This is a genomic window from Agrobacterium sp. AGB01, assembly GCF_014851585.1.
GTDB lineage: Bacteria > Pseudomonadota > Alphaproteobacteria > Rhizobiales > Rhizobiaceae > Agrobacterium.
In genome coordinates, this window is sequence record NZ_JACVAB010000001.1 from 977,222 (window position 1) to 1,002,706 (window position 25,485).

The following is a 25,485-nucleotide window of genomic DNA, read 5'->3' on the forward strand; positions in this document are numbered from 1 at the left end:
GCCATGCGCGGGTGTTGAGCTTTGCGGCCACCCTTATTCCTCCGCGCTGGCTGTGTTTTCCGCGGCCGGGAAGCTCAAACCGCTCCACGCAGGCAATGTGAGTTTGACGGGCGTCTCGCCAGCTAGGATAGGTGTCTCGGTGGCCAGAGCATCTGCCACGCGGTCAACGCGCACAATCGCCACGCCGTTATTGCCAGACACACTGCCCAGTGTGCCAATCGTTTTGCCATTGGCCGTCAAATCGGTGCCACCAGCCGGAAGGTGAGCATCGGCCTCCACGATCACCACACGTCTACGGGCAGTGCCACGATGCTTCATGCGCGACACGACTTCCTGTCCGACGAAGCATCCCTTTCTGAAGGATACACCGTCATTGACGTCCATCAGCACGTCATGCGGAAAGGCATCCTGCAATGCGTAGTCTGAGCCCGAATGAACAATGCCAGCAGAAATCCGCAATGCATCATAGAGCTCAGTTGGGCCGCTGGCAGAGGCACCGGCTGCGCGATAGAGTGCAATGCCGGCCTTGGCAAAGCGGCTGTCCAGTTTTGCACCTTCAGGCTTGTCGCCATCCCAGAAAATACTGACACCTTCCTGCGCGTGCGGTTTGATCTCAACGGCCGCTCGCAGCTTGTACATGGTCAGGCGGCGGATCAGTGCGTCCAGCTGGCTGTTATCGGTTTCGAGAATAAAACCATCCGCCTCACGCGACACCAGAAAATCAAACAGGATTTTGCCTTGTGGTGTCAGAAGGGCGCCAGCGCGCACCTCATTCTCCGGCAGGTTCTCAACGTCAGTGGTGATGAGATTGTTCAGGAATTCCTGTGCGTCTTTGCCCGTAATCTCGATCTGGCGCTGCTGCGGTAAAAAGGCGGAGGACATTTATGTGTTCCTGTTGAAGTGTCAGGTGTGATGGATCGCGATATCCCGTCGCGCTGACGACAGCCGGCGAAAAGGGATCAGTCAACACAAGGCAAGACTGTATGTCAGGGATTTAGGCATTGAACGTTCATGCGGCAAGCCATGCTCGCCACATTATCGAATGCATCTGCTTTCAGTTCAGTCGCCTGCGGTGAAAAACTTCCACTGGCCATCCGGCGTGATGCCGATGCGGTAAAAGCTGTAGGTGCCGTATTCCTGCATGTCGGCAAGATCACCCGCGGTGATGATGCGCAGCAACTCGACCTTTTCCGGTGCCGTCAACTCACCCAGTGATTTGCCCACAAAGTAAGGCCAGACATACATTTCTTCCGGGGTGCCAGCATCCATATGGGCATAACCGGTGGACAACAGATCAAGAAGAATGGCTAGAACTTCCAGCCCGTCAGGATCGCCGGAGAAGCTTTTCAGCGCGGCAATCGGGTCATCCCCGTCGTCGCCGGTAATCTGAGCCTGGTTCGGGCCGGGATTGACCAGCGGACGCAGCTTTTCGATGTCGCCTGTGGCCGACGCTTCAACAATTAGCTGACGCAGGCGCTGCACGGCGGCAGGGGCCTTGGTATTGTCGTGCTGAATATCGGAAACAACTGACTGATCTTCGTCCGGTTCACCGGCCGTCTGGTCATTGGTGCCAGCAGATTTATCGATCAATGGGCTCGGCATGGGAATGCCGCCGTCCGAATCACCCTCTACGGTATTCGGCTCAGTCACCTGCGGTGCGCTCTGTGCACTCTCGCTAGTGGCCTGATCAGGCATGTTCTTGAGTTCTGAAAGCGCAAATACAGGTTGGGCTGTCACCAAAACCGCAGCAAAAATAGCTGCCGACAGGGCCAGTTCTTCCCTAACACGAAACGTCATAATGCTACCCTCCGGTTTTACTGGATGGTGCGGGTCGGGGAAAATTCGCCTGCCAGCATTCTTTGGCGCAGTGATTCGAGCATGGCTTCTGCTCCAGCCTCACCATGCAGGCGAATCGTTTCGCGCATGGCCAGTGCAATGGCAGCGTCGGCAATGATTTCCGGTTCGATGCCGTCGGCCATACCGTCGGCCCAGGCTTCGTTCTGGTGTTCCAGAGCGACCTGCATCTTCTCGTGAACAATCATTTCGGCGATGTCGTTGCGGCTTTCTTGCATACTTTCTTCCTCGTCGAGACGGTTGAAGTCTTACCACCTCGTTAACAACTCTAACAGCCTTTTATCAAAACGGCACGGGTTGCGGTAAAAACAGGTTAATTATTTCCTAATTTCCGAAGCGAGAAGCAATTTCTGACGCAAGTGTTGCACCTTCGTTACGGTATTGCTCTTCGGCCACCACGGCAGCCTGTGTGCATTCGGTATAAACAGCAGCAAATGAGCGGTATCCACGGTTGAAGGCGGCGGTCAATTTCTGCCGTCTTTCCGGTTCGTTGGCCGTTTCTGCGGCCAAAAGATCGCTCATCGCCTTGCGCCAGTCTTCCTTGACGTCCTTCTGACAAAGGTTGCGCAGGTAATGCACGGCACCTGTGACTTCGGCCAGACGTGACAGCTTTTGATCATAAGCTGTCGAGGCTGAATTGGCAGGCGCAGAACCTGATGGAGCAGAGCTCGACGGGGCTGACGGTTGCGCAAACGCACCCATGGCAACAAACAGCGTTGCGCAAAATGCAGACGATGCTGAAAGTCGTGACCGTGGTTTGCTCATTGTGGTTTCATGCCGCGATTCTGTAATGAGTGCAATTGCTTGGCCACGCGTTCACAGCATTCCAGAACGCTTGGCGGAACCGGCAGATCGCGCACTTCCTCCACCGTGTACCAGCCGGGATCTGCCGCATCATCATTGGCAACCGCTTCTGCCGTATGGTCTGCTTCCACCAGAAATACCGACAGGAAATAGTGGCTAGAGGCGGCGCCGCTTGCCGTTTCAGGCTTCAGATCATAGGTGGCAAAAAGCTGTGGATTGCGCGCCTCGATGCCGGTCTCTTCCAACAATTCGCGCAGTGCCGCGTCTTCCGGTCTCTCACCCGGCTCTGCCTTGCCGCCGGGAAAGGCGAACATGTCGGCCGATGGCGGGTTCTTGCGCCTGACCAGCAACATGCGGTCACCGCGAGTGACGATTGCGGAAGAGGCGGGACGAGGCTGCGGCATGGAAAAGTACCTGTGCGTATGATGTCTGCGATACATGCTTAGTCGTTCAGGAAGCGCTTTGGAATGTCTGCATGGAAGGGAAACATTGCAAAACAGGGGCGTGCTTCGGCGATGACACGTTTTATCGACGGGCGATGCATCAGCCGTTCGAAATAGCGATCCAGTGCTGGTTTGCCCGGCCCGATAGGATGGACGATAGACGAATAGAACAAGGCAGGGGCACCAGAACAATCTGCCAGTGTGAATTCTTCCCCGCATATCCAGATTTTGCCGGTGAGTTGTCGTTCCAGCATTTCATAGGCGGTATTCAGGGTCTGCCGCGCTTCGTTCACCCCAAAGGCATCCTGATTGCCTTCCGGCCTTATTTTGTCCGTGACAATTTTCTGCATGGGAACGCTGATATAGAGGTCAAAGAACCGGTCCCATAACCGCGTTTCCAGCTGTGCATCCGGGGCGCTCGGCAATAGCCTTGTGTCGCCGGGGTAGTGCTGCTGCAAATATTCGATGATGATGCTGGTTTCACCCAGCACCTGATGACGCCGCTGGTCCTCCATCACCGGTATTTTGCCGACCGGCCAATGGTCGATAAGTTTTTGCGTGGACTGCGCGTCGGAAAAATCGATCAGTGATTTTTCAAACTCGGTGTCGTTCTCGTAAAGTGCAATCAGCACCTTGTGACAGAACGAGGCAAGCGGATGCATGTGCAAGGTGAGTGTCATCGCTCGGGTTTCCCAAGATTGCACCTGGACTGGTGTGTTTTAGCAGCAGCCCCAAACCGCTATCATAAGCGGGGAATCACTATGTCTTTCGTGTGACGCAACATCTCATCCGGGCCGAAAACCGAACCAATGAAGATTTATCTGATCTATGCCGCCGCCGCATTGGCCGAAATTGCCGGATGTTTTACCTTCTGGGCATGGCTGCGGCTGGAAAAATCGGCGCTATGGCTGGTACCAGGCATGGTCGCTTTGGCCGCCTTTGCGTGGTTGCTGACATTGGTGCCGTCTGAAGTGGCGGGGCGGGCTTATGCCGCTTATGGCGGCATGTATATTGTTGCCTCACTTTTCTGGTTATGGGGTGTCGAAGGCCAGTCACCTGACAGATGGGATTTTGCGGGCGGCGCCATCTGCCTTGCTGGTGCCAGTCTCATTTTGTTCGGGCCGCGTGCCTGAGATCATTTTGCCGATGCCGTGACACTGGTTGCCGAAGGAAAATAAAATGTGCGGACGATTTGTATTGCTGGCAACGCCCGACGAACTCGCTGAGTTTCTAAGCCTCATCGAGCTTGATGACTTTCCCGCACGTTACAACATTGCCCCCACACAGCCGATCCTTGTCGTGGTAGAATCAGAAACGTCGCAGCCGGGCAGCAACCTGCCGAAACGGCAGGCGGTGCTGGCGCGTTGGGGGCTGTTGCCCGGCTGGCTGAAAGATCCCAGTGATTTTCCCTTGCTGATCAATGCACGAGCCGAAACCGCAATTGGCAAGGCGTCGTTTCGTGCGGCCATGCGCCACCGTCGTGTGCTTGTTCCGGCCAGCGGTTTTTATGAGTGGCGACGTCCTGACAAAGACGAGGGCGGCAAACCGCAGGCCTATTTCATCAAACCGAAACGCGGTGGTGTTGTTGCCTTTGCGGGTCTGCTCGAAACATGGTCATCGGCCGATGGTTCCGAGGTCGACACGGCGGCCATTCTCACCACCTCGGCAAATCGGTCGATCAGCCGTATTCATGATCGGATGCCTGTGGTTATTGCGCCGGAGGATTTCAGCCGCTGGCTGGACTGCAAGACGCAGGAACCACGTGAGGTGGCTGACCTGATGGTGCCAGCGGATGAGGATTTTTTTGAAGCCATTCCCGTATCCGACAAGGTGAACAAGGTCGCCAATGTCGGCCCTGATCTTCTTGAGCCGGTTGAAGAAACGCTTCCACAGAAGAAAAAGAAAACGGGGCCGGACTCTGGCCAAATGTCACTGTTTTAAACGGCGACATACCCTAATGCGCTTTGGCAAGCTCCGAAAAGCCGCTGAGAATGTCGAGGTCTGCAAATACCCGGTTTCGGCCATTGCTCTTGGCCATGTAGAGCAGTTGGTCGGCAGCATTCAGCTGGTTGTCGAAAGGCTCACCCTTTTCAATTTCGACAACGCCGAGTGATATCGTCACAGCGATTTCGGTGCCCGTCAGCTTTACGCCGGCGGTCTCAACGGCATGCCGCAGGTTTTCGCAAAATGAACGAGCCTGTGTTGCATCGAAACCCCTCAGGAAAATAGCAAATTCCTCACCGCCAATACGGGCGGGAAGATGTTTGTTTGTCTCGCAGCTTTCAGCCAGCAGGGCAGCAATATTTCTCAACGTGCGGTCGCCTGCATCATGGCCGTAGGTGTCATTGATCTTCTTGAAATGATCAATGTCGAGAATGGCAAGCGCACCTTTGCCATTGTTCTTTTGCAGATCCGCCATCATCAACTTGGTCTTCTCAAAGAAGGAGCGACGGTTTGGCAGGTTGGTCAGGTGGTCACGTTCGGCCAGATGCCGCAGGCGCTTTAACTGCTTCAGCGTCTCAATGTTGTTGTCGATACGGCATTGCAGTTCTTCCAGCACAAACGGCCGGTAGATGAAGTCCGATGCGCCAGCTTTCAAAAAGCTTGCTGACAGCAGGCGGTCCGTCGAGGATGACACGCCGATAATGCGCAGGTCTTCCGAGCTGCGATATTCGCGAACCTTACGGGTCAACTGATAACCGTCCATGTCTGGCATGTGGTAATCGGTAATCACCAACTCGATTGTCTCATCTTCTTGCAGAATATCGAGTGCCTGTTTGCCGCTGAGGGCTTCTATAACGCGAAAGTTCTGCCGTTCGAGTATTTCAACCAGCCCGGAACGGGCAGAGCGAGCATCATCCACAACGAGAACGGAAAACAGCCGGTTGGTGATAATCCTCTCAACTGTTTTGATGACAGCATCCACCGTCCGATGGCCGTCCTTGATGATGTAGTCGATGATCTTCTTTTCGGTGTAACGCTTGCGCGCCTGTTCATCGAATGTCGCGGTAAACACGATTGTTGGAATTCTGGCGGCCGAAAGCAACCCAAGAATCTCGCCATCAGGTGCGTCAGGCAAGTTCAAACCGGTCAAGGCGATGGTGAATTCGTGGTCGGCAATCAGCGCAGCGGCCGCGCTCATCGTATCGCAATGAATGACCTCGGCACTGGTTTCGCCTTCCAGCCGTTGCTTCAGCAACATCGACAGCGCAATGGAATCTTCGACCAGCAAGATCTTGTGGGGCAGGGCGTTCACGTCAGTATAGTGCGCATCCCGGTTATCCCGTACGTAAGACATTGCATTCCCCCTGGCCGTTACTCTTCACGAGTCAGATAATGAAGGTGGATTACCAATATCTTAGGATAACTTAACACGGACGAAAGGTCGCAGCACTTTCCAATTCGTATGTGCGGTTTCTCAACGTATTTCCAGAAACCCTCGACGCGGGGCTTGATAATGCAGCTGGGAAGCCAGTAGTAAATTTGTCATTGTCCAATGATGCAGAGCCCGCCTCGCGGATGGTTGAGAGCCCCGCTTAAATTTCAGGAAAACAGAGATATGCCGCCTTTAATGTCTGCCAGCCTTGCCGGTTTTCTTTTGGGAGGTTCGCTGATTGTCGCAATCGGAGCCCAGAATGCCTTCATTCTGCGACAGGGGCTTATCCGCAATCATGTCTTCCTGCTGTGCCTGATCTGCGCGCTGTCCGACGCCTTACTGATTGCCGCAGGTGTTGCTGGCCTTGGAACGCTAGTGTCGCAGTCACCCATTTTGATTGCGGTGGTGACGCTGGGTGGTGCGCTCTTTCTGGCATGTTACGGTTTTCTGGCTTTCCGCCGTGCCTTGAAGCCGGGCGTCATGCAGGCAGATAATTCACGAGGGCTGGGCCTGCGCGCGGCGGTCATGACCTGCCTGGCATTCACCTTCCTTAACCCGCATGTCTATCTGGATACTGTGGTTCTGCTGGGCAGCCTGTCAGCGGCCTACGAGGGAAGTGCGCGTGTCGCCTATGGTGCAGGTGCGGTCGTCGCATCATTCGTGTGGTTTTTTGCCTTGGGATACGGCGCGCGTTATCTGGCGCCGTTATTTGCCCGTCCATCCGCCTGGCGTGTGCTGGATGCCATTATCGGCGTGGTCATGAGCCTCTTGGCTCTCAGTCTTCTGGTCCGGTTCGTAAAGCAATTCGTGCTGTAAAAGCAGTGGCGGCAGGAAAAGGTGCTGGCTCACCAGAGTGAGCCGGTATTCCTGCGGATCAATCAGGCCTTTTTGGCCGGTGCTTGGGCTGGCTTGCTCTTCTGCATCATCGATGCGGCGGCAACAGCTTTCAGACCCAGTGGCTTGTAGTGGCTGTTCAGATCAGGTTTCGGCGTCGGGTTGGTAGTCTTGTTTTCACTCATTGTCTCTCTCCTCGAATAGTCCATGGTCTTGATATTTGGCAGATTCGTTGCCGTGTTGTTTCATGACCAATCATGACAAATTCGAGGCGATTACAAATCAATTGAAGATTGCAGCCTGCGACAAATCGTGCGCGGATGCTGTCAATCTTCAATCAGAGGTACCTTTTTTCTCTCAGATACCGCGGTCTAGGCCGTCACCGCTATCGCCGTGACTGTCCTCTTCGATTGTCAGGGTGCCATAGCGCTTGTGCCAGACGCGGGCACTGAACGGCAGGAAGAGGAGATAGGCTGCAACGGTCACCGCCAGCACTTCCCAGGTAAAGCTCATCAACAATGCAACATAGAGCACGACGATCAGCATCAGCGGCAGAACGATGTCGCGCCGAATACGGGTTTCGGATTTGCCAGACCATACCGGCAGGCGGCTGATCAACAGATAACCAATCAAAACTGTGTAAGCGCTGGCAACATAGGAAAAGGGCGCCGTTGGCGGCATGCCGAGAAAACCGAGATAGACCGGCAGCAATACCAAAAGTGCGCCCATCGGGGCTGGGACACCGACAAAGAATTCATTCTGCCAGGGTGCCTTGATTTCACGTTCAATCATCACGTTGAAACGTGCCAGTCTAAGGCCCGCGGCAATGACGTAGATCAGGGCGGCAATCCAGCCGAAGCTGCGGGCCTGATCCAGCATGAAGGCGTAGAGCACAAGCGCCGGCGCAACACCAAAATTGACGATATCGGCCAGCGAATCCATTTGTGCGCCGAACTTGGAGGTCGCCTTCATCATGCGGGCCACACGTCCGTCGATACCATCGAGGAACGCCGCCAGCAGAACCATGCCGACTGCCAATTCGAAGCGGTTTTCGAAGGCAAGCCTGACACCGCTAAGCCCCGCACAAATCGCCAGTACCGTGATCAGATTGGGAATGACCAGCCGCATGGGGATTTCCCGCAGGCGTGGCCCACGGGCATTATCCTGCCCATTCTCGTGTTTGCCGTTCGGTGCCGGTTCTGCGGGGGTAGAGGTTTGCATGAAGGCGTCCTTGCGGTTATCCGTCAGTTGCGGCGGCTGATGACCGGACCCTTGGTCGCGGCAAATTCAGCGAGAACCGTTTCACCGGCAATGGCGGTCTGGCCGACAGACACGCGCGGCTCGGTGCCGGCTGGCAGGAAAACGTCAAGACGCGAACCAAAGCGGATAAGGCCAAAACGCTCACCGGCATCTACAGGCTCGTTTGGCTTGACCCAGCAGACGATACGACGGGCAACCATGCCGGCAACCTGCACGACGCCGATCTGGCCGTGACGGGTTTCGATAACCAAACCGTTGCGCTCGTTGTCTTCGCTTGCCTTGTCGGCTTCAGCGTTGAGGAACAGGCCTGGGCGGTAGGCGATATTGACGATGCGGCCACGAACCGGTGCACGGTTCACGTGGCAGTTAAAGACGTTCATGAACACCGAGATGCGCAGCATCGGCTCTTTGCCAAGCTCCAACTCATGCGGCGGAACAACCATCTGGATTGCGGAAACCTTGCCGTCTGCCGGGCTGATGACGAGGTCATCATCCTGCGGCGTGACGCGCTCAGGGTCGCGGAAGAAGTAGGCGCACCACAGGGTCAAAACCAGACCAACCCAGAACAGCGGCTCGGCAATCCAGCCTAGCACCAGCGACGCCACGAAAAAGGCAGCGACGAAAACGTAACCTTCCTTATGGATCGGTACGATGGTGTTACGAATGGTATCGAACAGGTTCATAGGTATTTTTCTCCGATTTTTATATTTCTTGCATGCCGCCCGGAAGCATCGATTGTTTCCAACGTGCGCGCCAAACCAGACCCATGCTGACTACAGGCAAAAGGCCGGATGGGCAATGCGTCAGACCAAAGCATCAACGGTTTGTGTGTGCTCTGCCTGCGATAATAAGGGGATAATAGGGATTATCTCCCCATGTCGCAAATTACCGCATGTCTCCCAAAAGTGGTTTACCGGTTTTGGGGTAAAGACATGCCGCAGACAAGAGCGCGGAGGCGCATGTCTCCCAAAAGTGGTTTCCCGGTTTTGGGATAAAGACATGCGGCAGGTCCGGCACAGGTCACGTTGCTGTCGCAAGGTGGTTCAGTGTGCCGGTGTTCCCCGGTCGACAATGCCGAGGTCGTCGGTCTCGCGCACCTGACGCAAGCGCTCTTCGGCACGGCTTGCTTCGCGCTGGCGATCCCACATTGATGCATAAAGACCATGGGCCGCGATAAGGTGAGGATGTGTTCCGCGCTCAACGATGCAACCATCCTTCAGCACGATGATCTCGTCGGCATGAATGACCGTCGACAGGCGGTGCGCAATGACCAGTGTCGTGCGGTTTTGCGAGACGATATCCAGTGCACTCTGGATTTCCTGCTCAGTATTGGTGTCGAGCGCCGATGTTGCCTCGTCAAGAATGAGGACAGGCGGAGCCTTGAGAATGGTTCTGGCAATGGCAACACGCTGCTTTTCACCGCCTGACAGTTTCAGGCCGCGTTCGCCCACCATTGTCTCGTAACCCTGTGGCAAGCGTTCGATAAAGCCGCTGATCTGCGCGGCGTCAGAAGCAGCCTTCACGTCGCTGTCAGCGGCAGACGTGCGGCCGTAACGGATGTTGTAAGCAATCGTATCGTTAAACAGCACGGTGTCCTGCGGTACGATGCCAATGACGGAGCGTAGGCTCTTCTGCGTCACGTCACGGATTTCCTGCCCATCAATGGTGATCGTGCCATCCTGAATATCGTAGAAGCGATAAAGAAGTCGCGAAATGGTCGATTTGCCGGCCCCTGAAGGGCCAACAATTGCAATCGTCTTGCCAGCCGGCACGTCAAACGAAATGCCCTTGAGGATCGGACGGTCTGGGTCGTAGGCAAAATGGACGTCCTTGAAGGAAATCGCGCCACTGCCGATAATCAGTTCCTTGGCATGTGTGGCATCGGTAACTTCTGCTTCCACTTCCAGCAAATCAAACATCTGCTCGATGTCGGTCAGGCCTTGACGGATTTCGCGGTAGACGAAACCGATGAAGTTCAACGGCACGGATAGCTGCAACAACAGCGCGTTGATAAACACGAAGTCACCAATGCTCTGTTCGCCACGCTGTACGGCCAGTGCCGACATGACCATCATCACCATAGAGCCGATGCCGAAAATGACGCCCTGGCCGAAGTTCAGCCAGCCAAGCGACGTCCAGATGGCGGTCGCGGATTTTTCATACCGCGCCATCGCGCCGTCGAAACGGTTGGCTTCCATGTCTTCATTGCCGAAATATTTGACGGTCTCAAAATTGAGAAGTGAATCGATGGCCTTTGTATTGGCGTCGGTATCGCTGTCATTCATCGAACGGCGAATGCCAATGCGCCAGTCGCTGGCCTTCACCGTGAACCACACATAGGTCCAGACCGTGATGACTGTTACCAGCACATAGGTAAAGCCATAGGTCCACCACAGGATGACGGCGGTGAGCAGAAATTCGATGAAGGTCGGGGCGGTGTTGAGGATCGTGAACCGGACAATGGTTTCAATGCCCTTGGTGCCGCGCTCGATGATACGCGACAGGCCACCTGTCTTGCGCTCCAGATGGAAGCGCAGGGACAACTGGTGCATGTGCACGAAGGTCTTGTAGGCAAGTTGGCGCACCGCGTGCTGGCCAACGCTGGCAAACAGCGTATCGCGCAACTGGTTGAGGCCAACCTGTAACAGACGAGTAAAATTATAGGCGATGACGAGAGCGACCGCCCCCAGCAGAAATACCGGTAACAGGCTGGTCGCATCCTGTTTGCCATTCAGTGCATCTGTTGCCCATTTGAAGAAATAGGGAACAAGGATCAAAACCAGCTTGGCAGCAACAAGAAACAATGTGGCCCATACCACTCGCATCTTGAGGTCGGTTCTGCCATGCGGCCACATATAGGGCCACAGGTTCACCAGTGTGTTCAGCGGATTGCTGGAATCCGCGGAGATAGTTTTTTTCTTGTCTTGCTGCATGTTCTGGCTCCGACCACTGCCGAAAGGCCGACAGCATAACGGCGGCTGTGATAGCCGCCGTTGAGTGCGAAATAAGTGCTGAACTTGACGATTGCAATCCTACCGGAGGATTTTACCGCCCTTAGCCACCGGTCAAACGCTTGCGGTGCAGTTCTTCTGCATTCGGCAGTGCCTTGTCAGGCAGGCCGAAAATCTGGCCGGGCTCAATCAGGTCAGGGTTTTGGATCTGGTCCTGGTTGGCAAGGTAGATCGTGGTGTAACGAACGCCCTGTCCGTAAACGCGGCGGGAAATCTGCCACAGCGTATCACCACGGCGAATGATGACGGCATTTTCATTATGGGCAAGCGGTGCCTGCTCAAATGTCTTGGGGCCTTCATTGCTCTGTGGAACAGGCTCGGAGGTCAGTTCGGCAATGCGGGCTGCAAGACCTTCAAGGGCATTGCCGACGGCTCTTACGTCATTCGGCAGCTTGTCAAGAACAGCAGCAATCTCGCTGGCACGGTTTGCCGTTGTACCAACAAAAGCTGCGAAACCTGCCTCTGCAGAGGCCGCTGCACGGAACTCCGACAGGGACTTCAGCGCAAACGAGGTGGCGGAACGAGCCGCAACCATCTGTTCCATCTGCGGTGTCTTGCCGTCAGCATATAGCGCCTGCAACAGACCGAATGCCTTGGCGACTTCTTCGCGCAGGTTCTTGAACACCGAAACATCGCTGAGCGGGCTTTCGGCGGCCGCTGTGCTGGTGGCCGCAGCAGCACCGGGCTGTACGGTCACGGCAACCTGTTCGCCCTCCGGGCGTGCAAATGGAACATTGACTCGCACCAAAACCTTGCCGGTGCTGTCGAGCATTTCGGTGCTGACGGTGTGGTTGCCGACGCTGAGATCAATCGTGCCTTCAACGACAAAGCTGCCAGACGCCAGCGTGGTTGTGGTGCCAATTTCCTTGTCATCCACCAGTGCGCGGATGGTAGAACCGGCAGGAGCCGAACCGGCAACGAAAATCTTGTCGCCTTCGAATTCAACTGCGGTGACCTGAATAGCTGCCTTCTCGCTTGTGCCTGCATCGGTTGGCGCTGTTCCGTTAATTGCAGGTGGCTGTGCTGCAACTTCGTCGGAGCCGGCAGGAAGACCGGGCAGGGCCGCGGTTTCAGCTGGTGTTGCCGCTTCGCCCGTGGCAGGCGTGGCTGGTACGGTTGCTGCCGGTGTCTGCTCAGGCAGGGTCAGCAAGCGGCTCGCTTCGCCAGGCTTGGTGACCATGGCCAGCAGGTTGCCTGCCTTGTCTTTCGGAACAGAAACCGTGGCGATTTCATCAGACTGCAGAACCTTTCCGTCCTTGTCTGTGCTGCGCAAGATCAGCTGATGATCGCCAGGAGGCAGCGGATTGTCGAGAACGGCCGCAAAGTCTCCGCTCTGGCCGATGTCGGCCTTGGAGATGACCTGACCATTGTTGAGAATTTCGAGTACCGAACCGGCCTTGGCCTTGCCGGCGATAACGGCAGAGCCATCCGGCTCAACGCGCAGCACGTCAAACACCGGAAGGTCATTGGAAGACTGCTGGTTATCTGCCGGTGCCGCAGCAGGGGCAGATGTCGGCGCGACAGGTGCGCCATCATCGGTACCTGCAAAAATACCAGCCAGACGGCCGATCTGTGCGGCAGCATCCTTGGCGCTGACTGGCAGCTGACGCAGGAACGTTCCAGCACGCTCGGCTGCTGCACGCGCCGTGGTGATCAGTTTGGATGTCGTGTCATCCAGTGTCTCGGGAATATCGACGTCAGACAGCTCCTTGAGCGCAGCTTCGACCTTGGTGCGGGCTGTGGCGTAGTCTGCATCAGACGGGATGGCGCCATTGGCAAACAGGCCGGTCATCTGGTTGATAGAATCCGTTGCAGAGGCCGCAAGGCGTGCAACCTTGTCGGCAACCTTGGAGGTTTCTTCCGCTGCATCGTTAAGAATATCGGACGCACTCTGGCCGCCCAATTCGACGGCATCCTTGACGGCAGTGCCCGCATTGTTGATGGCATCACCAATCGGCTTGCCGTCCTGCGATATCCGTGGAAGCACAAAGAACACCATGAGCAACGTCGCTACCGCGAGCACGATAAGCGCCAGTAGGCCGGCCCGTTTGTTTTTCATCCTTTGAGTCTCCGGATATGTCTCTTTTCTATCAATCGGAATTGCTAGCTTTTTCCACCCCTATACACAAGCGTTTGCAAGGGAAAACAGCGTTTTCGGGCAATTCATTCACCCATATTTTCTTGACGGATGACGAAAGGCATTGTTCCTTCGGTCCATGACCAGTGAAAAACATTCGATTCGATCCATCTGCGTATATTGCGGCTCTCAACCCGGTCGTGATCCGGCCTATATGGAAGCCGGTCGCGCGCTTGGAAAAGCTATAGCCGACAACGGTCTTCGCCTCGTTTATGGCGGCGGCACAAAGGGCATAATGGGCGCCGTTGCAAGCGGCGTACTCTCCAATGGTGGCGAAGTGACCGGTATTATACCGGAGTTTCTTGTCGACATGGAGGCGACCCGCCATTCTCTCGGACAATTGAACGAGTTGATTGTCACCAAGGACATGCATGAACGCAAACACAAGATGTTTGAACGTTCAGACGCGTTCGTCACCTTGCCGGGCGGTGTTGGCACTTTGGAAGAGATCGTGGAGATCATGACCTGGGCGCAACTTGGCCGTCACGCCAAACCGATGGTCTTTGCCAATATCAACGGTTTCTGGAATCCGATGCTGGAGCTTATTCGCCACATGCGCGACGAAGGGTTCATTCACCGCGCCCATATGCTGAACCCGCTGGTGATTGACGAAATCAAGGATATCGTTCCGGCTATCATTGAACGGGCAACGGCACAGGCTAACCCGGATGGCGATAGCTCGGTTATCTCCCAGCTATAACAAGCACTTTACAAAAATGACTTTCCTGCCTCGTGGAAGACAGGAAAGTCTCATGCTTTAGCGGCCTTTGAGCTGCCGCAGCATGGCGAATGTATAAATCACCAATGCAGTCCAGATCAGGCAGAACGAGACCAGTTTGGCCGTGCTGAAATGTTCGTTGAACAGGAACACCGCAATCAGGAAGACGATGGTCGGCGCGATATATTGCATAATGCCGATGGTCGAAAGCTGCAGCAGCTTGGCGCCATTGCCGTAAAGCATCAGCGGTATGGCCGTCACGGCACCAGCAACCAGAAGCAGGATCGTGTCACTGGAGCTATCGGCCAGGAAATGGCCGCTGCCCGTCATGCCAAGATAGATCATGTAGCCAATGGCAGCCGGGCTGAGCAGCAGAACCTCGAGCAAAAAGCCCTGATTGGCGCCAACCGGCAGTGTCTTGCGGAAGAAGCCGTAAAAACCCCAAGAACATGTCAGGCCAAGCGCTACCCACGGCATGGTGCCAGCATCCCAGGTCAGGATCACGACGGCGACCGCGGCAAGAGAAATGGCTGCGATCTGCATGGGAAGCAGACGTTCTTTCAGCAGCACCGCGCCGAGAAAGATGCTGAACAGCGGGTTGATGAAGTAACCCAGGGCCGCATCGATTGCGTGACCGGCACCAATCGCCCAGACATAAATGCCCCAGTTGATGGTGATCAGCGTTGCCGTCATGCAGGCAAGCAGAATGGTGCGCGGCGACCGAAAGGCCGCCTTGAGGTCCTTGGTCTGGCCCAGCACAATCAGCACGACGGCCGCAATGGGAATCGACCAGAGAACCCGGTGGGCCAGCACTTCTGCTGGTGAGATATGCGCCACTGCCTTGATGTAGAGCGGCAAAATACCCCACAGAAGATAGGCGCTCAACGCAAGGCTGAATCCGCGCGTGCTTTCGCTGCGTGGTGCAGCGGGGGTGATGCGTTCGATTTCCATTGGGGTTTCCTGCCGGATTTTTTTATTGAGAACGCAATAGTCCAGTCCGGCAGAATAAGCCAATTCATTTCAGTGAACCATCGATCAGCAAAGCTTCACCGTGCTGACACACGTTCAGGCCGTTATTTGCCGGCAAATTGGTCAAGGGCGCGGATGGTGCGATCCAGAATGCCCGGTTCTGAGAGCGCGTGTCCCGCACCTTCGATGACATGAAGCTCCGCCTTCGGCCATGCCTTGGCCAATTGCCAGGCATATTTCAGCGGGCAGGGCATGTCGTAACGACCATGTGCGATGACGCCGGGAATGTCTTTGAGCTTGTGGGCATTCCGCAACAGCTGCTCTTCTTCAAGCCAGCAGTTGTTGACGAAATAGTGGTTCTCCAGGCGCGCAAAGGCGATGGCAAATGTATCGTCACCGTGTTTGGCCAGAAGATCGTCGCTGGGCAGCAGGCATATGGTGGCACCTTCCCACTGGCTCCAGGCTTTGGCGCATTCCAGTTTCTTGGCCTCATCGTCGCCAGTCAGGTACCGGTGATAGGCCAGCATCAGGTCGCCACGTTCCTGTTCCGGAATGGGCGCAATGAATTTTTCCCAGCGATCGGGATACATCTCCGAGACGCCGAACTGATAATACCAATCCATCTCCGGCTTGGTCACGGTATAGATGCCACGCAGGACCAATTCACTAACGCGGTCTGGATGGGTTTCGGCATAGGCAAGTGCCAGTGTCGAGCCCCATGACCCACCGACCACCAGCCATGTGTCGACACCGACCATCGCACGCAGACGCTCGATGTCATCAACAAGGTGCCAGGTCGTATTGGCTCCCAGATGGGCGTGCGGTGTCGAGCGGCCACAGCCGCGCTGGTCAAACAGAACGACATCGTAGAGCGCCGGGTCGAAGATACGCCGCTGCATGGCGTTGACGCCGCCGCCTGGGCCGCCATGTAGGAAAACCGCCGGTTTTGCGCCGGGTGTGCCGACCCGTTCCCAATAGATCGTATGCCCGTCACCGACATCCAGCATGCCCGTCGCATAGGGCTCGATCTCGGGATAGAGGGTACGAAGGTCATTGCTCATGCTTGGTCCTCTGGCGGCCAGACTTCAGTGTCATGGTCGGGATGCTGGAAAGAAATGATGGTGGCTTCATCCACGCTCTGCTGGACCGACGGTTTTTCAAAAAGATGGTCGATCCATGGCATGCGATGTTCGAAATTGACCTGAACCTGTGGCTCCAGCACCTCTGGCGTGTCGAACGCGCCAATGGCCAGCTCTACACCGCCGGGGTAATGATAGGTCAGGGGCGTGCCGCATTTTTCGCAGAAGCCACGGTGGATCTTGGCAGAAGACCGGAACAGCTTTGGCTGACCACGTGTCCATGTCAGATGGGCCTGATCGGCGCTGACAAGCGCACCGAAAAAATTGCCAAACTGTTTCTGGCACATGCGGCAATGGCAGATTGATGGTCGTCCGATCTTGCCCGCATGAAACCGCACTGCGCCGCACTGGCAGCCACCGGAAAATCCGCTCTCTTGCATGATGCGCCTTTGCTTACTTCAGGACTACATAGGTTATGACGGCACTAGTCACGATCACGATCAGAGCGCCCTTGGCAATCACCCCATAGAGCAGCCACGTGGGCATTTTCATGCGTGTATCTTGCGTGGTCATGCTTTTGTGTCTGGCCAATTTGTCGTGTCGTGATCAGGGTGTTGGTAAGATGTCAGATTGACCAGATAATCCACAGAGGTCAAATCTTCCTCGGTCGCGACGGCATGCAGGCGGTGCAGATCGTCCACAAAGCCAACCTTGTTTTCGACACCCCACTGGATAACAGGCGGCAGCAAGGACGGATTGTCGAAGGCACCGGCGGCAATGGCCATGCCATCAGGCGCTTCATAGGTTAGCGGTGTGCCGCAGTCGGCACAAAATCCGCGCTTCACCACATCGGATGACTGGAACCGTTTCGGTTCACCTCGCGTCCAGCTGAAGTTCGCTTTTCGCACCGACACCAGCGGCGCATAATAAGCGCCAAATGCCTTCTGGCACATGCGGCAATGGCAGATGGAGCTGTCTTTCAGGTCACCCTCGGCACGAAAACGTATCGCGCCACACTGGCATCCACCGGTGTAAATCGTCATGGCTGGCTTCCTTGTTTCATCCGCAAAGCATGAAGACTAACATTGTCGATATCTTGCAGGACATCGTTGTTCCAGAAACGCAGGACGGTCGATCCGTGTTGCAGTTCAAGTTTCCTATATTACTGATCATCGCTCATCCGAGCGATGATCTATTGAAGATCGAGCCGGACAGGGAAGGCGCTGTTAGCGCTTTAATTCCCAGGTCGTCACCCGTTCGCCAGTTTCCTTGTCCTTGCCGTCCTTGAGCTGAATGCCCTTTTCAGCAAGCTCGTCACGAATGCGATCCGCTTCAGTGAAGTTCTTGGCTTTCAGCATTTCAAGGCGCAATTCCACCAGCGAATCGATAGCCGCAGCAACGGCTTCATCCACTTCCGCCTTCTTTGGTAAGACACCGAGAAGGGCCGCACTGGCAGCAAAGACCGCGATCTTTGACCGGTCGGCGTTGGCGGCCTGCGCCAGAGCATGCAACGCCTGTACGGCAGCAACCGTATTCAGGTCATCGGCAAGCGCATCCAGAACCGTTGCGTCAGGTGTGGCATCGCCCGGCTCAGCCGCTGGCCACTTCGCCAGCAACCGTTCGGCCTCTTCCAGTCGCTTGACCGAGAAGTCAATCGGCTCGCGGTAATGGGTCATCAGCATGGCGAGGCGCAAAACCTCGCCCGGCCACTGCCGGTCGCCGAATTTGTTGGTATGCAACAATTCGTAGATGGTGAAGAAGTTGCCGTCCGACTTGGACATCTTGCGGCCTTCAACCTGCACGAAGCCGTTATGCATCCACAGATTGGCCATCACATGCGTGCCATGCGCGCAACGCGACTGGGCAATCTCGTTTTCATGGTGCGGGAAAATCAGGTCGAGACCGCCGCCGTGAATATCGAAAACTTCGCCGAGGTAACGGCCGGACATTGCCGAGCACTCAATGTGCCAGCCCGGACGACCACGACCCCACGGGCTTTCCCAGCCGGGTTCGTTATCGCTGGACAGCTTCCACAAAACGAAATCGGACGGATGTTTTTTGTGAGCATCGACGGCAACGCGGGCGCCAGCTTGCTGCTCATCCAGCGGTCGCTTAGACAACTGGCCGTAGTCGGTCATCGAATGGGTGTCGAAAAGCACTTCACCGCCCGCATTGTAGGCATGACCGCGGGCAATCAGCTTTTCGATGATATCGATCATCTGGGCGATATTGTCGGTCGCACGCGGCTCGATGGTGGGCTCGAGATTGCCAAGTGCAGCAACATCCTGATGGAACTGCTCTGCGGTCTTCTGGGTCACCGCATGAATGGCGTCATTGAGCGGCAGGTGCGGGTAGTCACGCAGCGCACGCGCATTGATCTTGTCGTCGACGTCGGTGATGTTGCGGGCATAGGTGACATGCTTCTCACCATAGACATGGCGCAGCACACGGAAGAGCACGTCAAACACGATTACGGGCCGCGCATTGCCAATATGGGCAAAGTCATAAACGGTTGGGCCGCAGACATACATGCGCACGTTCTGTTCATCGATAGGCGCAAATGCGGCCTTTTCGCGGGTCAGGGTATTATAAAATTTCAGGTTCATTTCAAATTCTCCCGAACAGAACCGTAACTGGCGCGGGTGCGTTTGTCATCTTGCCGTTGAGAAGATGCGAAACAGCCGGGCCGGTTTGGAGACTAGATAACGTGCTTTGAGTGACGTGACTGTGCAGGTGTCTGCACAAAATCCGCTTAGCTGTCTGAACAGGAACATCGTGCGCCGCGAACATCAAGAATGATCTTCGAGTCGATGTCGCAAACCGTATCAAAACCATGGTTGAAGGGCGCCATTTTCATGGTCAGCCTTATGGCGCGCCCGATAGATTTGGTCAAGAGCCTGCAACCTTGCTGCGGTGTCATGCCTCCTGGAACAGGTCTCCACTTGGGAGGTATGTTTTGGCAGGTCTTATTCCGGCAGACGGTAGTCCAGGAACTTGTTGTCACGCACAGAGAAAAGCTTGCCGGTTTCGGTCTGCTCAGGTGCCAGCAATGGCAGCAGGGTCTTTGCAACATCGGACGGTGTCGGCAGCGTCGACGGATCTTCGCCTGGAACCGCCTGCGCGCGCATGGCAGTGCGTGTTGCACCGGGATTGACGCAGTTGATGCGTAGCGCAGTCTTCTGCGTTTCTGCAGCCCATGTGCGGCCGAGCGCTTCCACAGCAGCCTTGGAGGCGGAGTACGCGCTCCAGAACGGGCGACAGGAATGGGCAACGCCCGACGACAGCAGGATGGCGCGACCGGCGTCAGATTTGATGAGCAGCGGCTCCACCGAACGGATCAGACGCCAGGTCGAGGTGACGTTGATGGTCATGACCTTTTCAAAGACTTTCGCCTCGATATGGCCGATGGGGGAAATCACACCCAGCACACCGGCATTGGCCACCAGAATATCAAGCTTGCCCCAGCGTTCGTTAATGGAGGCGCCAAGACCATCGATGGCATTCATATCAGCGAGATCGAACGGCACCAGCGTGGCCGAGCCGCCTGCGGCCTGGATGGCATCGTCCAGTTCCTCAAGTCCGCCAACCGTACGCGCGCAGGCGATGACGTGCGCGCCAGCTTTTGCCAGTTCCAGTGCGGTGAAGTAGCCGATGCCGCGTGAAGCACCAGTTACCAGTGCGATCCGGCCAGTAAGGTCGATGGTCATGTGTCTCCCCCGAAGAGTAAATCAGTCTGTGACTGCCGTCTTATGAGGAAGCGACATGGGCGGCAATAGGCCAGAAGGTCGCAAAGCAACTGCCACAAACAAAAAGCCCGCGCAGTGGGCGCGGGCTAAAGCTTGGTTTATCAGCCGTTGCTGGCCAACATCGATATCTTGCTGCCCATGGCCTCGCCGTTCTGATCGAGAAGGCGGGTCGGGTAATCACCCGTGAAGTAATGATCGGTGAATTGCGGACGCGCATTGTTGCGGTCCTCACCACCAACGGCGCGGTACAGGCCGTTGATCGACAGGAAGGCCAGCGAATCCACGCCGATGAACTTCGCCATGTCCTCGACATTGGCGTACTGGTTTGCCAGCAGCTTGTCGGCGTCAGGCGTGTCGATGCCGTAGAAATCCGGGTGGAAGATCATCGGGCTGGCAACGCGGATGTGAACTTCCTTGGCGCCGGCTTCGCGGATCATCTGTACGATCTTGACCGAAGTCGTGCCACGGACGATGGAATCGTCGACCAGCACAACGCGCTTGCCTTCAATCATTGCACGGTTGGCAGAGTGCTTCAGCTTGACGCCGAAAGCGCGGATCTGCTGGGTAGGCTCGATGAAGGTGCGACCAACATAGTGGTTACGGATGATGCCGTATTCGAACGGAATGCCGCTTTGCTGGGCAAAACCAAGCGCTGCAGGCGTGCCACCATCCGGCACGGGCACAACGACGTCACCTTCGACCGGGGCTTCCTTGGCCAGGTTCATACCCATGTTCTTGCGGGTGGTGTAAACGTTGCGACCGCCAACCACGGAGTCAGGGCGTGCAAAATATACATATTCGAACAGGCACAGCCGTTCCGGCTGCGGCTTGCTTGGCTTGCGGGCGTCGATAGTGACCGAACCATCCGGCTGCACTTCGCAAATGATCACTTCGCCGTTTTCAACATCGCGCACGAACTTCGCGCCGATAATGTCGAGCGCACAGGTTTCCGAACAGAAGATCGGCTTGCCGTCCAGTTCACCCATGACCAGCGGGCGAATACCGGTGGGGTCGCGTGCGGCAATCAGCTTGGTGCGTGTCATGGCCAACATCGAATAACCGCCTTCCATCTGACGGATTGCGTCGATGAAACGGTCAGATGTTGAGCTGTGGCGCGAACGGGCGATTAAGTGCAACACAACTTCGGTATCGGAGGTCGACTGGCAGATTGCGCCAGTAGCGATGATCTGTCGACGCAGGGTCAGGCCATTGGTGAAGTTGCCGTTATGGGCAATCGAAATACCGCCTTCTTCCAGTTCGGCAAACAGCGGCTGCACGTTTCGCATCGCCACTTCGCCAGTGGTAGAATAACGAGTGTGACCAATGGCGATATGGCCAGGCAGGCGGGCGAGGGTTGCAGGGTCGGTATAATGATCACCGACCAGACCCATATGGCGTTCCTGATGGAAGCGCTTGCCGTCGAAGGAAACGATGCCGGCGGCTTCCTGTCCACGATGCTGCAAGGCATGCAGGCCAAGAGCGGTCAGCGTAGCTGCGTCCTCATGCCCCAAAATGCCAAACACGCCACACTCTTCATGCAGCGTGTCGCCATCGATAACATCTTTGATCGTGGAATGCGAAAGCGGCTGGTTCATGCGTCTTGCCTTTGCTCCCTACAGTACCGTGCCTCATCTCATAAAGCGTTCGAGGTACTGTAATATTTTGATCTTCGCCCAACCTTCAAATAGTCGTGATTTGAAAGTCATGCGCCCAAAAAACAAAGACCTGACCGGTGAAATATTTCTCCGGGAAGGTCCGTTACTGCTCTGTTGAAAAACCATACCACATGTAAGGCGTCTTGCGTATCACGCAAGACGCAACACAGTGTCAATTGTTTGTTGCCGGTGCGTTGGTTGCAGGGGCCTCTTCAGAAGGCGCCTGTTCCGTTGTCGCGTCCTGATTACGGCCCATGATACGATCAAGAACTTCCGGCTCGATGTTGCTTGGCAGCACAGCTTCCAGCTTCTGCACCAGCATGTCGAGGAATGGCTTGGACTTGGCCTGGGTCATCCATGTCGGCTGGATCTTGACGTCAACCAGCCAGTTCCAGAATGCCAGTGCAACGACCAGCAGCAGAAGGCCGCGGGCCACACCGAACAGGAACCCAAGCGTACGGTCCAGCGCGCCGATGCGGCTGTCGATGATGAAGTCGGCAATCTTGGACGTGATGAACGAAATAACGATCAGCGCAACAAGAAAGACCACACCTGCCGAACCGGCAATCGCGATGCGGTGGTCATTGGTGTAGTTGTTGGCGTAAGGCACCAGAACCGGGTAGAGATAGTAGGCGGCAGCAGCCGAACCAACCCAGCTTGCTATGGACAGAACTTCGCGGGAAAAACCGCGCACCATGGCCAGAACGGCTGAGAAAAGTACAACGGCGAGAACAATACCGTCGAAAATCGTGATGGGCATATACCAGCTCCAAAGGTCGCGGGGCTTTATCAAAGCACCGTCTTGCCTGTTTGCGATCCTCTTACACCACAGGCTTAGCCAGCGAAAGGATCAATATTCATCTTCCTCAACCTGTTTGAAGCGGTTGGCGGAACCTGCGATGCGCGCAACGAGATCCGGCAGGCTTTCAATTTCTGCCCATCGGCCATTGCCGGTTTTAGGCAATTCCGCCGATGCTGTTGGAAGCAGCGCCTGGGTAAAGCCCAGTTTTTCCGCCTCCTTTAACCGCTGCACCGTGTGCGAAACGGGTCTTACCGCTCCTGACAGGCTGACTTCGCCGAAATAAACACAATCGGCCGGAAGGGCAAGACCGGCAAGCGACGAAACCAGTGCGGAAGCCACAGCCATGTCGGCGGCCGGTTCCGAAATGCGGTACCCGCCGGCGACATTGAGGTACACATCGTGCTGGCCAAGTCGCACCCCGCAATGGGCTTCCAGTACCGCCAATATCATCGCAAGGCGTGACGAATCCCAACCGACAACGGCGCGGCGCGGTGTGCCGAGAGAGGTGGCTGCCACCAGCGCCTGCACTTCAACCAGGACAGGGCGGGTGCCTTCCATGCCGGCAAAAACCGCAGCGCCCGGGGCTTTTGCGTTGCGTTCACCCAGAAAAAGCTCCGATGGATTGGAAACTTCCCGCAGTCCCTTGTCGGACATTTCGAACACGCCGATTTCATCCGTCGGTCCGAAACGGTTCTTCACCGTCCGCAGGATCCGGTAGTGGTGACCGCGGTCGCCCTCAAAATAAAGCACCGCATCCACCATGTGTTCGACGACACGCGGACCGGCAATCTGGCCTTCCTTGGTCACATGGCCAACAAGCACCATGGCGGCACCGGTCTGTTTGGCAAAACGGATCATCGCCTGTACGCCGGTACGTACTTGGGTGACTGTGCCGGGTGCCGAATCGGCGGTGTCGCTCCACAGGGTCTGGATGGAATCGATAATTACCAGATCCGGGCGCTTGCCTTCGGAAATTGTCGCCAGAATATCTTCGACATTGGTTTCTGCCGCCAGCAGGACATCGGTTTGTGCCGCACCCAGACGCTGCGCACGCAGACGAACCTGTGCCACTGCCTCTTCACCTGACACATAAATAATGCGCTGGCCGCGCCGGGAGAGGGCTGCGGCGGCCTGCATCAGCAGCGTCGATTTACCAATACCGGGATCGCCACCGATCAACACTGCTGAGCCGCGGACGAAACCGCCACCGGTGGCGCGGTCCAACTCGTCCATGCCGGTTGCAATGCGCGGTGCTTCTTCTGATTCCCCTGATAGTGCCGTCAAAGCGACCGGACGACCTTTCTTGGGTGTTTTGCCAGGCCCTGAGCCGATGCCACCCATCAGGTCATCTTCAATGATGGTGTTCCACTCACCGCAACCTTCACACTTGCCAACCCAGCGGGTGTGCACCGTGCCACAGTTCTGGCACACGAATTGGGTTTTGGTCTTGGCCATGCGATTGTGGCTCCCGGCAGTATCTTGAATGAGAACAAATAAAGAACTTAATGCCGGGATAAACGCCTGCCGTCGGCTTTGCAAGCCTGTTGTTTAAAGGCGGTGCGGTTTTAATTATTCGCCGTCGAACAAATACTGCCGCTCATAGCGTAGACCAAGACCCGTCAGCATTTCATAGCCGATGGTTCCTGCCGCACGCGCGACCTCATCCACCGGTACATTTGAGCCGAACAGTTCAATGTAATCTCCAGCGCGCACGGCATTGTCAGGCACATCGGTGACATCGAAAATGGTGAGGTCCATGGTCACGCGACCGGCAACTGGTACCCGGTGGCCGTTGATGAAACCATAGGCGCCACCATAACCCATTTCCCTCAAAGGAATGCCGGAACCGGAAAGCGAACGCTGATAACCGTCGGCATAACCGACTGATGCTATGGCAAGGCGGCTGGCGCGCTTGAGCAGGAAAGTGCCACCGTAGCTGACGGTCTGTCCTTCACCGGCTTCACGCACCTGAATGATACGGGCTTCCGCCTTGGCGACCGGGCGCATCGGATTGTCCACGTCATTGACGGCTTCGCCACCGTAGAGCGCGATGCCGGGACGGGTCAGATCGAAGTGATAGTCTGGACCCAAAAATATTCCAGCAGACGCTGAAAGGCTTGATTCGACACCTTCGAAAGCAGCGCTAACCTTACGGAATGATTCAAGCTGTGCCTTGTTCATGGCAGAAGAGGGCGTGTCCGCCGATGCGAGGTGAGATAGCACGAGAACCGGGTCGAAGCTGGCTGGCCGCGAGATATCGTCGGCCAGAAACAGTGCCTCATCCAGCGGCAATCCAAGACGGTTGAAACCGGTATCGACATGAAGGGCGAAGGGATGATCACCCCGTTCGGCAAGGGTCGACATCCAGAAGGCCAGTTGCTCTTCCGACGCGACGACAGGCACAAGATCATTGTTGAATAAATGAGCTTCCTGTCCCGGCCAGATGCCTGACAGCACGAAGATACGGGCCTCGGGAGCGTGCGGACGCAGCGTCACGCCTTCGGCAACTGTTGCCACGAAAAAGTCCCGTGCCCCGGCGTGGTACAGCGTGGTGCCGCAATCTTCGATACCCATACCATAGGCGTCGGCCTTGACCACCGCGGCGGTCCGCGCCTTGCCGGAGCGTTTTTTCATGTCGCGCCAGTTATCCGCCAGTGCACCTAGATCAACGGTCAGCCGCAGCGGCGCATGCTCGAATTCGTCATAATCGGAAAGGCTTTCGTCGAAATCGGTCATGCTGTCTCGCAATGCTGCTCATAAACTATTTGCGCCAAAGCCTATCACTTTTGTTCAAGAC

Annotated in this window: 26 protein-coding genes and 1 pseudogene; 4 read left to right on the top strand and 23 right to left on the bottom strand. The window is 56.1% G+C overall.

The genetic code is table 11. From position 1 onward, the window contains the following. Nucleotides 1-33: 33 nt before the first annotated feature. The 6 genes from IB237_RS04605 to IB237_RS04630 all read right to left on the bottom strand — a co-directional run bounded on the left by IB237_RS04605 (nucleotide 34) and on the right by IB237_RS04630 (nucleotide 3,781). Complete coding sequence (locus IB237_RS04605) at nucleotides 34-882, bottom strand: folate-binding protein YgfZ (protein WP_192487397.1); 849 nt, start codon at nucleotides 880-882, stop codon at nucleotides 34-36. A gap of 177 nt (nucleotides 883-1,059) precedes the next feature. Further along, a complete protein-coding gene (locus IB237_RS04610; RefSeq protein ID WP_192487398.1) occupies nucleotides 1,060-1,797 on the bottom strand; it encodes a hypothetical protein in 738 nt (245 codons plus the stop codon). Between the two features lie 17 nt (nucleotides 1,798-1,814). Then, nucleotides 1,815-2,072, bottom strand: coding sequence for a hypothetical protein (locus IB237_RS04615; RefSeq protein ID WP_192487399.1), 258 nt, complete (start codon nucleotides 2,070-2,072; stop codon nucleotides 1,815-1,817). Between the two features lie 106 nt (nucleotides 2,073-2,178). After that, a complete protein-coding gene (locus IB237_RS04620) occupies nucleotides 2,179-2,556 on the bottom strand; it encodes a TIGR02301 family protein (RefSeq protein ID WP_246787688.1) in 378 nt (125 codons plus the stop codon). A 59-nt stretch (nucleotides 2,557-2,615) separates the two neighbouring features. After that, a complete protein-coding gene (locus IB237_RS04625; RefSeq protein WP_192487401.1) occupies nucleotides 2,616-3,062 on the bottom strand; it encodes an NUDIX hydrolase in 447 nt (148 codons plus the stop codon). Between the two features lie 38 nt (nucleotides 3,063-3,100). Further along, entirely contained in the window at nucleotides 3,101-3,781 is a 681-nt protein-coding gene (locus IB237_RS04630) for a glutathione S-transferase family protein (RefSeq protein WP_192487402.1), read from the bottom strand. A gap of 129 nt (nucleotides 3,782-3,910) precedes the next feature. Between IB237_RS04630 and IB237_RS04635 the strand changes: the two genes are divergently transcribed. Further along, on the top strand, nucleotides 3,911-4,234 hold the full coding sequence (locus IB237_RS04635) for a YnfA family protein (protein WP_192487403.1): 324 nt from the start codon (nucleotides 3,911-3,913) through the stop codon (nucleotides 4,232-4,234). A gap of 46 nt (nucleotides 4,235-4,280) precedes the next feature. Continuing rightward, entirely contained in the window at nucleotides 4,281-5,042 is a 762-nt protein-coding gene (locus tag IB237_RS04640; protein ID WP_192487404.1) for an SOS response-associated peptidase, read from the top strand. Nucleotides 5,043-5,055: 13 nt separating this feature from the next. Here IB237_RS04640 and IB237_RS04645 read toward each other — a convergent pair whose 3' ends face one another. Then, a complete protein-coding gene (locus tag IB237_RS04645; RefSeq protein ID WP_371815232.1) occupies nucleotides 5,056-6,399 on the bottom strand; it encodes a diguanylate cyclase in 1,344 nt (447 codons plus the stop codon). 261 nt (nucleotides 6,400-6,660) lie between these two features. On the opposite strand from IB237_RS04645, the gene IB237_RS04650 reads away from it, so the two are divergent. Continuing rightward, nucleotides 6,661-7,293, top strand: coding sequence for a LysE/ArgO family amino acid transporter (locus IB237_RS04650; protein ID WP_192487405.1), 633 nt, complete (start codon nucleotides 6,661-6,663; stop codon nucleotides 7,291-7,293). Nucleotides 7,294-7,355: 62 nt separating this feature from the next. Here IB237_RS04650 and IB237_RS04655 read toward each other — a convergent pair whose 3' ends face one another. The 5 genes and pseudogenes from IB237_RS04655 to IB237_RS04675 all read right to left on the bottom strand — a co-directional run bounded on the left by IB237_RS04655 (nucleotide 7,356) and on the right by IB237_RS04675 (nucleotide 13,641). Next, nucleotides 7,356-7,496, bottom strand: coding sequence for a hypothetical protein (locus IB237_RS04655; protein ID WP_192487406.1), 141 nt, complete (start codon nucleotides 7,494-7,496; stop codon nucleotides 7,356-7,358). A 172-nt stretch (nucleotides 7,497-7,668) separates the two neighbouring features. Next, entirely contained in the window at nucleotides 7,669-8,532 is an 864-nt protein-coding gene (pssA, locus tag IB237_RS04660) for a CDP-diacylglycerol--serine O-phosphatidyltransferase (RefSeq protein WP_192487407.1), read from the bottom strand. A gap of 23 nt (nucleotides 8,533-8,555) precedes the next feature. Beyond that, nucleotides 8,556-9,263: pseudogene (locus IB237_RS04665) on the bottom strand (phosphatidylserine decarboxylase); the annotation flags it as partial. Between the two features lie 351 nt (nucleotides 9,264-9,614). Further along, nucleotides 9,615-11,504: an ABC transporter ATP-binding protein/permease gene (locus IB237_RS04670; RefSeq protein ID WP_192487409.1), complete on the bottom strand. Its 1,890-nt coding sequence runs from the start codon at nucleotides 11,502-11,504 to the stop codon at nucleotides 9,615-9,617. Between the two features lie 121 nt (nucleotides 11,505-11,625). Next, entirely contained in the window at nucleotides 11,626-13,641 is a 2,016-nt protein-coding gene (locus IB237_RS04675; protein ID WP_192487410.1) for a LysM peptidoglycan-binding domain-containing protein, read from the bottom strand. Between the two features lie 157 nt (nucleotides 13,642-13,798). Between IB237_RS04675 and IB237_RS04680 the strand changes: the two genes are divergently transcribed. Beyond that, nucleotides 13,799-14,419, top strand: coding sequence for a TIGR00730 family Rossman fold protein (locus IB237_RS04680; RefSeq protein WP_192487411.1), 621 nt, complete (start codon nucleotides 13,799-13,801; stop codon nucleotides 14,417-14,419). Nucleotides 14,420-14,476: 57 nt separating this feature from the next. Here IB237_RS04680 and rarD read toward each other — a convergent pair whose 3' ends face one another. From rarD to alr, 11 genes are all read right to left on the bottom strand, one after another. Then, nucleotides 14,477-15,388, bottom strand: coding sequence for an EamA family transporter RarD (gene rarD / locus IB237_RS04685; protein ID WP_192487412.1), 912 nt, complete (start codon nucleotides 15,386-15,388; stop codon nucleotides 14,477-14,479). Nucleotides 15,389-15,510: 122 nt separating this feature from the next. Further along, nucleotides 15,511-16,467, bottom strand: a complete 957-nt coding sequence (gene pip / locus IB237_RS04690; RefSeq protein ID WP_192487413.1) for a prolyl aminopeptidase — start codon at nucleotides 16,465-16,467, stop codon at nucleotides 15,511-15,513. Then, nucleotides 16,464-16,925 (bottom strand): GFA family protein, encoded by a 462-nt coding sequence (locus IB237_RS04695; protein ID WP_192487414.1) that lies wholly within the window; start codon nucleotides 16,923-16,925, stop codon nucleotides 16,464-16,466. The genes pip and IB237_RS04695 overlap by 4 nt, the downstream gene beginning before the upstream one ends. Nucleotides 16,926-17,054: 129 nt before the next feature. Beyond that, nucleotides 17,055-17,528, bottom strand: a complete 474-nt coding sequence (locus IB237_RS04700) for a GFA family protein (RefSeq protein ID WP_192487415.1) — start codon at nucleotides 17,526-17,528, stop codon at nucleotides 17,055-17,057. Continuing rightward, nucleotides 17,525-17,632 carry a DUF559 domain-containing protein gene (locus IB237_RS26525; RefSeq protein WP_192487877.1) on the bottom strand — a complete coding sequence of 36 codons (108 nt, stop codon included), beginning with the start codon at nucleotides 17,630-17,632 and terminating at the stop codon, nucleotides 17,525-17,527. The genes IB237_RS04700 and IB237_RS26525 overlap by 4 nt, the downstream gene beginning before the upstream one ends. Before the next feature lie 79 nt (nucleotides 17,633-17,711). Continuing rightward, the gene (gene cysS, locus IB237_RS04710) at nucleotides 17,712-19,091 is read right to left on the bottom strand and encodes a cysteine--tRNA ligase (RefSeq protein WP_192487416.1); all 1,380 of its coding nucleotides are present in this window, start codon (nucleotides 19,089-19,091) and stop codon (nucleotides 17,712-17,714) included. Between the two features lie 360 nt (nucleotides 19,092-19,451). Beyond that, nucleotides 19,452-20,192 carry an SDR family NAD(P)-dependent oxidoreductase gene (locus tag IB237_RS04715; protein WP_192487417.1) on the bottom strand — a complete coding sequence of 247 codons (741 nt, stop codon included), beginning with the start codon at nucleotides 20,190-20,192 and terminating at the stop codon, nucleotides 19,452-19,454. Nucleotides 20,193-20,332: 140 nt separating this feature from the next. Then, the gene (gene purF / locus IB237_RS04720) at nucleotides 20,333-21,826 is read right to left on the bottom strand and encodes an amidophosphoribosyltransferase (RefSeq protein ID WP_192487418.1); all 1,494 of its coding nucleotides are present in this window, start codon (nucleotides 21,824-21,826) and stop codon (nucleotides 20,333-20,335) included. A 232-nt stretch (nucleotides 21,827-22,058) separates the two neighbouring features. Beyond that, nucleotides 22,059-22,646: a CvpA family protein gene (locus IB237_RS04725; protein WP_192487419.1), complete on the bottom strand. Its 588-nt coding sequence runs from the start codon at nucleotides 22,644-22,646 to the stop codon at nucleotides 22,059-22,061. A 90-nt stretch (nucleotides 22,647-22,736) separates the two neighbouring features. Continuing rightward, nucleotides 22,737-24,143, bottom strand: a complete 1,407-nt coding sequence (radA, locus tag IB237_RS04730) for a DNA repair protein RadA (protein WP_192487420.1) — start codon at nucleotides 24,141-24,143, stop codon at nucleotides 22,737-22,739. 114 nt (nucleotides 24,144-24,257) lie between these two features. Beyond that, a complete protein-coding gene (alr, locus tag IB237_RS04735) occupies nucleotides 24,258-25,424 on the bottom strand; it encodes an alanine racemase (RefSeq protein WP_192487421.1) in 1,167 nt (388 codons plus the stop codon). Nucleotides 25,425-25,485 lie beyond the last annotated feature (61 nt).

Bases quoted from the DNA above. Each gene is read 5' to 3' on its own strand.
- IB237_RS04605 (WP_192487397.1), bottom strand. From the start codon at position 882: ATGTCCTCCGCCTTTTTACCGCAGCAGCGCCAGATCGAGATTACGGGC.
- IB237_RS04700 (WP_192487415.1), bottom strand. From the start codon at position 17,528: ATGACGATTTACACCGGTGGATGCCAGTGTGGCGCGATACGTTTTCGT.
- cysS (WP_192487416.1), bottom strand. From the start codon at position 19,091: ATGAACCTGAAATTTTATAATACCCTGACCCGCGAAAAGGCCGCATTT.
- alr (WP_192487421.1), bottom strand. From the start codon at position 25,424: ATGACCGATTTCGACGAAAGCCTTTCCGATTATGACGAATTCGAGCAT.
- IB237_RS04645 (WP_371815232.1), bottom strand. From the start codon at position 6,399: ATGTCTTACGTACGGGATAACCGGGATGCGCACTATACTGACGTGAAC.
- IB237_RS04630 (WP_192487402.1), bottom strand. From the start codon at position 3,781: ATGACACTCACCTTGCACATGCATCCGCTTGCCTCGTTCTGTCACAAG.
- rarD (WP_192487412.1), bottom strand. From the start codon at position 15,388: ATGGAAATCGAACGCATCACCCCCGCTGCACCACGCAGCGAAAGCACG.
- IB237_RS04715 (WP_192487417.1), bottom strand. From the start codon at position 20,192: ATGACCATCGACCTTACTGGCCGGATCGCACTGGTAACTGGTGCTTCA.
- IB237_RS04670 (WP_192487409.1), bottom strand. From the start codon at position 11,504: ATGCAGCAAGACAAGAAAAAAACTATCTCCGCGGATTCCAGCAATCCG.
- IB237_RS04640 (WP_192487404.1), top strand. From the start codon at position 4,281: ATGTGCGGACGATTTGTATTGCTGGCAACGCCCGACGAACTCGCTGAG.
- purF (WP_192487418.1), bottom strand. From the start codon at position 21,826: ATGAACCAGCCGCTTTCGCATTCCACGATCAAAGATGTTATCGATGGC.
- IB237_RS04680 (WP_192487411.1), top strand. From the start codon at position 13,799: ATGACCAGTGAAAAACATTCGATTCGATCCATCTGCGTATATTGCGGC.
- IB237_RS04615 (WP_192487399.1), bottom strand. From the start codon at position 2,072: ATGCAAGAAAGCCGCAACGACATCGCCGAAATGATTGTTCACGAGAAG.
- IB237_RS04625 (WP_192487401.1), bottom strand. From the start codon at position 3,062: ATGCCGCAGCCTCGTCCCGCCTCTTCCGCAATCGTCACTCGCGGTGAC.
- pip (WP_192487413.1), bottom strand. From the start codon at position 16,467: ATGAGCAATGACCTTCGTACCCTCTATCCCGAGATCGAGCCCTATGCG.
- IB237_RS04695 (WP_192487414.1), bottom strand. From the start codon at position 16,925: ATGCAAGAGAGCGGATTTTCCGGTGGCTGCCAGTGCGGCGCAGTGCGG.
- IB237_RS04635 (WP_192487403.1), top strand. From the start codon at position 3,911: ATGAAGATTTATCTGATCTATGCCGCCGCCGCATTGGCCGAAATTGCC.
- IB237_RS04610 (WP_192487398.1), bottom strand. From the start codon at position 1,797: ATGACGTTTCGTGTTAGGGAAGAACTGGCCCTGTCGGCAGCTATTTTT.
- radA (WP_192487420.1), bottom strand. From the start codon at position 24,143: ATGGCCAAGACCAAAACCCAATTCGTGTGCCAGAACTGTGGCACGGTG.
- IB237_RS04725 (WP_192487419.1), bottom strand. From the start codon at position 22,646: ATGCCCATCACGATTTTCGACGGTATTGTTCTCGCCGTTGTACTTTTC.
- IB237_RS04650 (WP_192487405.1), top strand. From the start codon at position 6,661: ATGCCGCCTTTAATGTCTGCCAGCCTTGCCGGTTTTCTTTTGGGAGGT.
- IB237_RS04620 (WP_246787688.1), bottom strand. From the start codon at position 2,556: ATGGGTGCGTTTGCGCAACCGTCAGCCCCGTCGAGCTCTGCTCCATCA.
- pssA (WP_192487407.1), bottom strand. From the start codon at position 8,532: ATGCAAACCTCTACCCCCGCAGAACCGGCACCGAACGGCAAACACGAG.
- IB237_RS04675 (WP_192487410.1), bottom strand. From the start codon at position 13,641: ATGAAAAACAAACGGGCCGGCCTACTGGCGCTTATCGTGCTCGCGGTA.
- IB237_RS04655 (WP_192487406.1), bottom strand. From the start codon at position 7,496: ATGAGTGAAAACAAGACTACCAACCCGACGCCGAAACCTGATCTGAAC.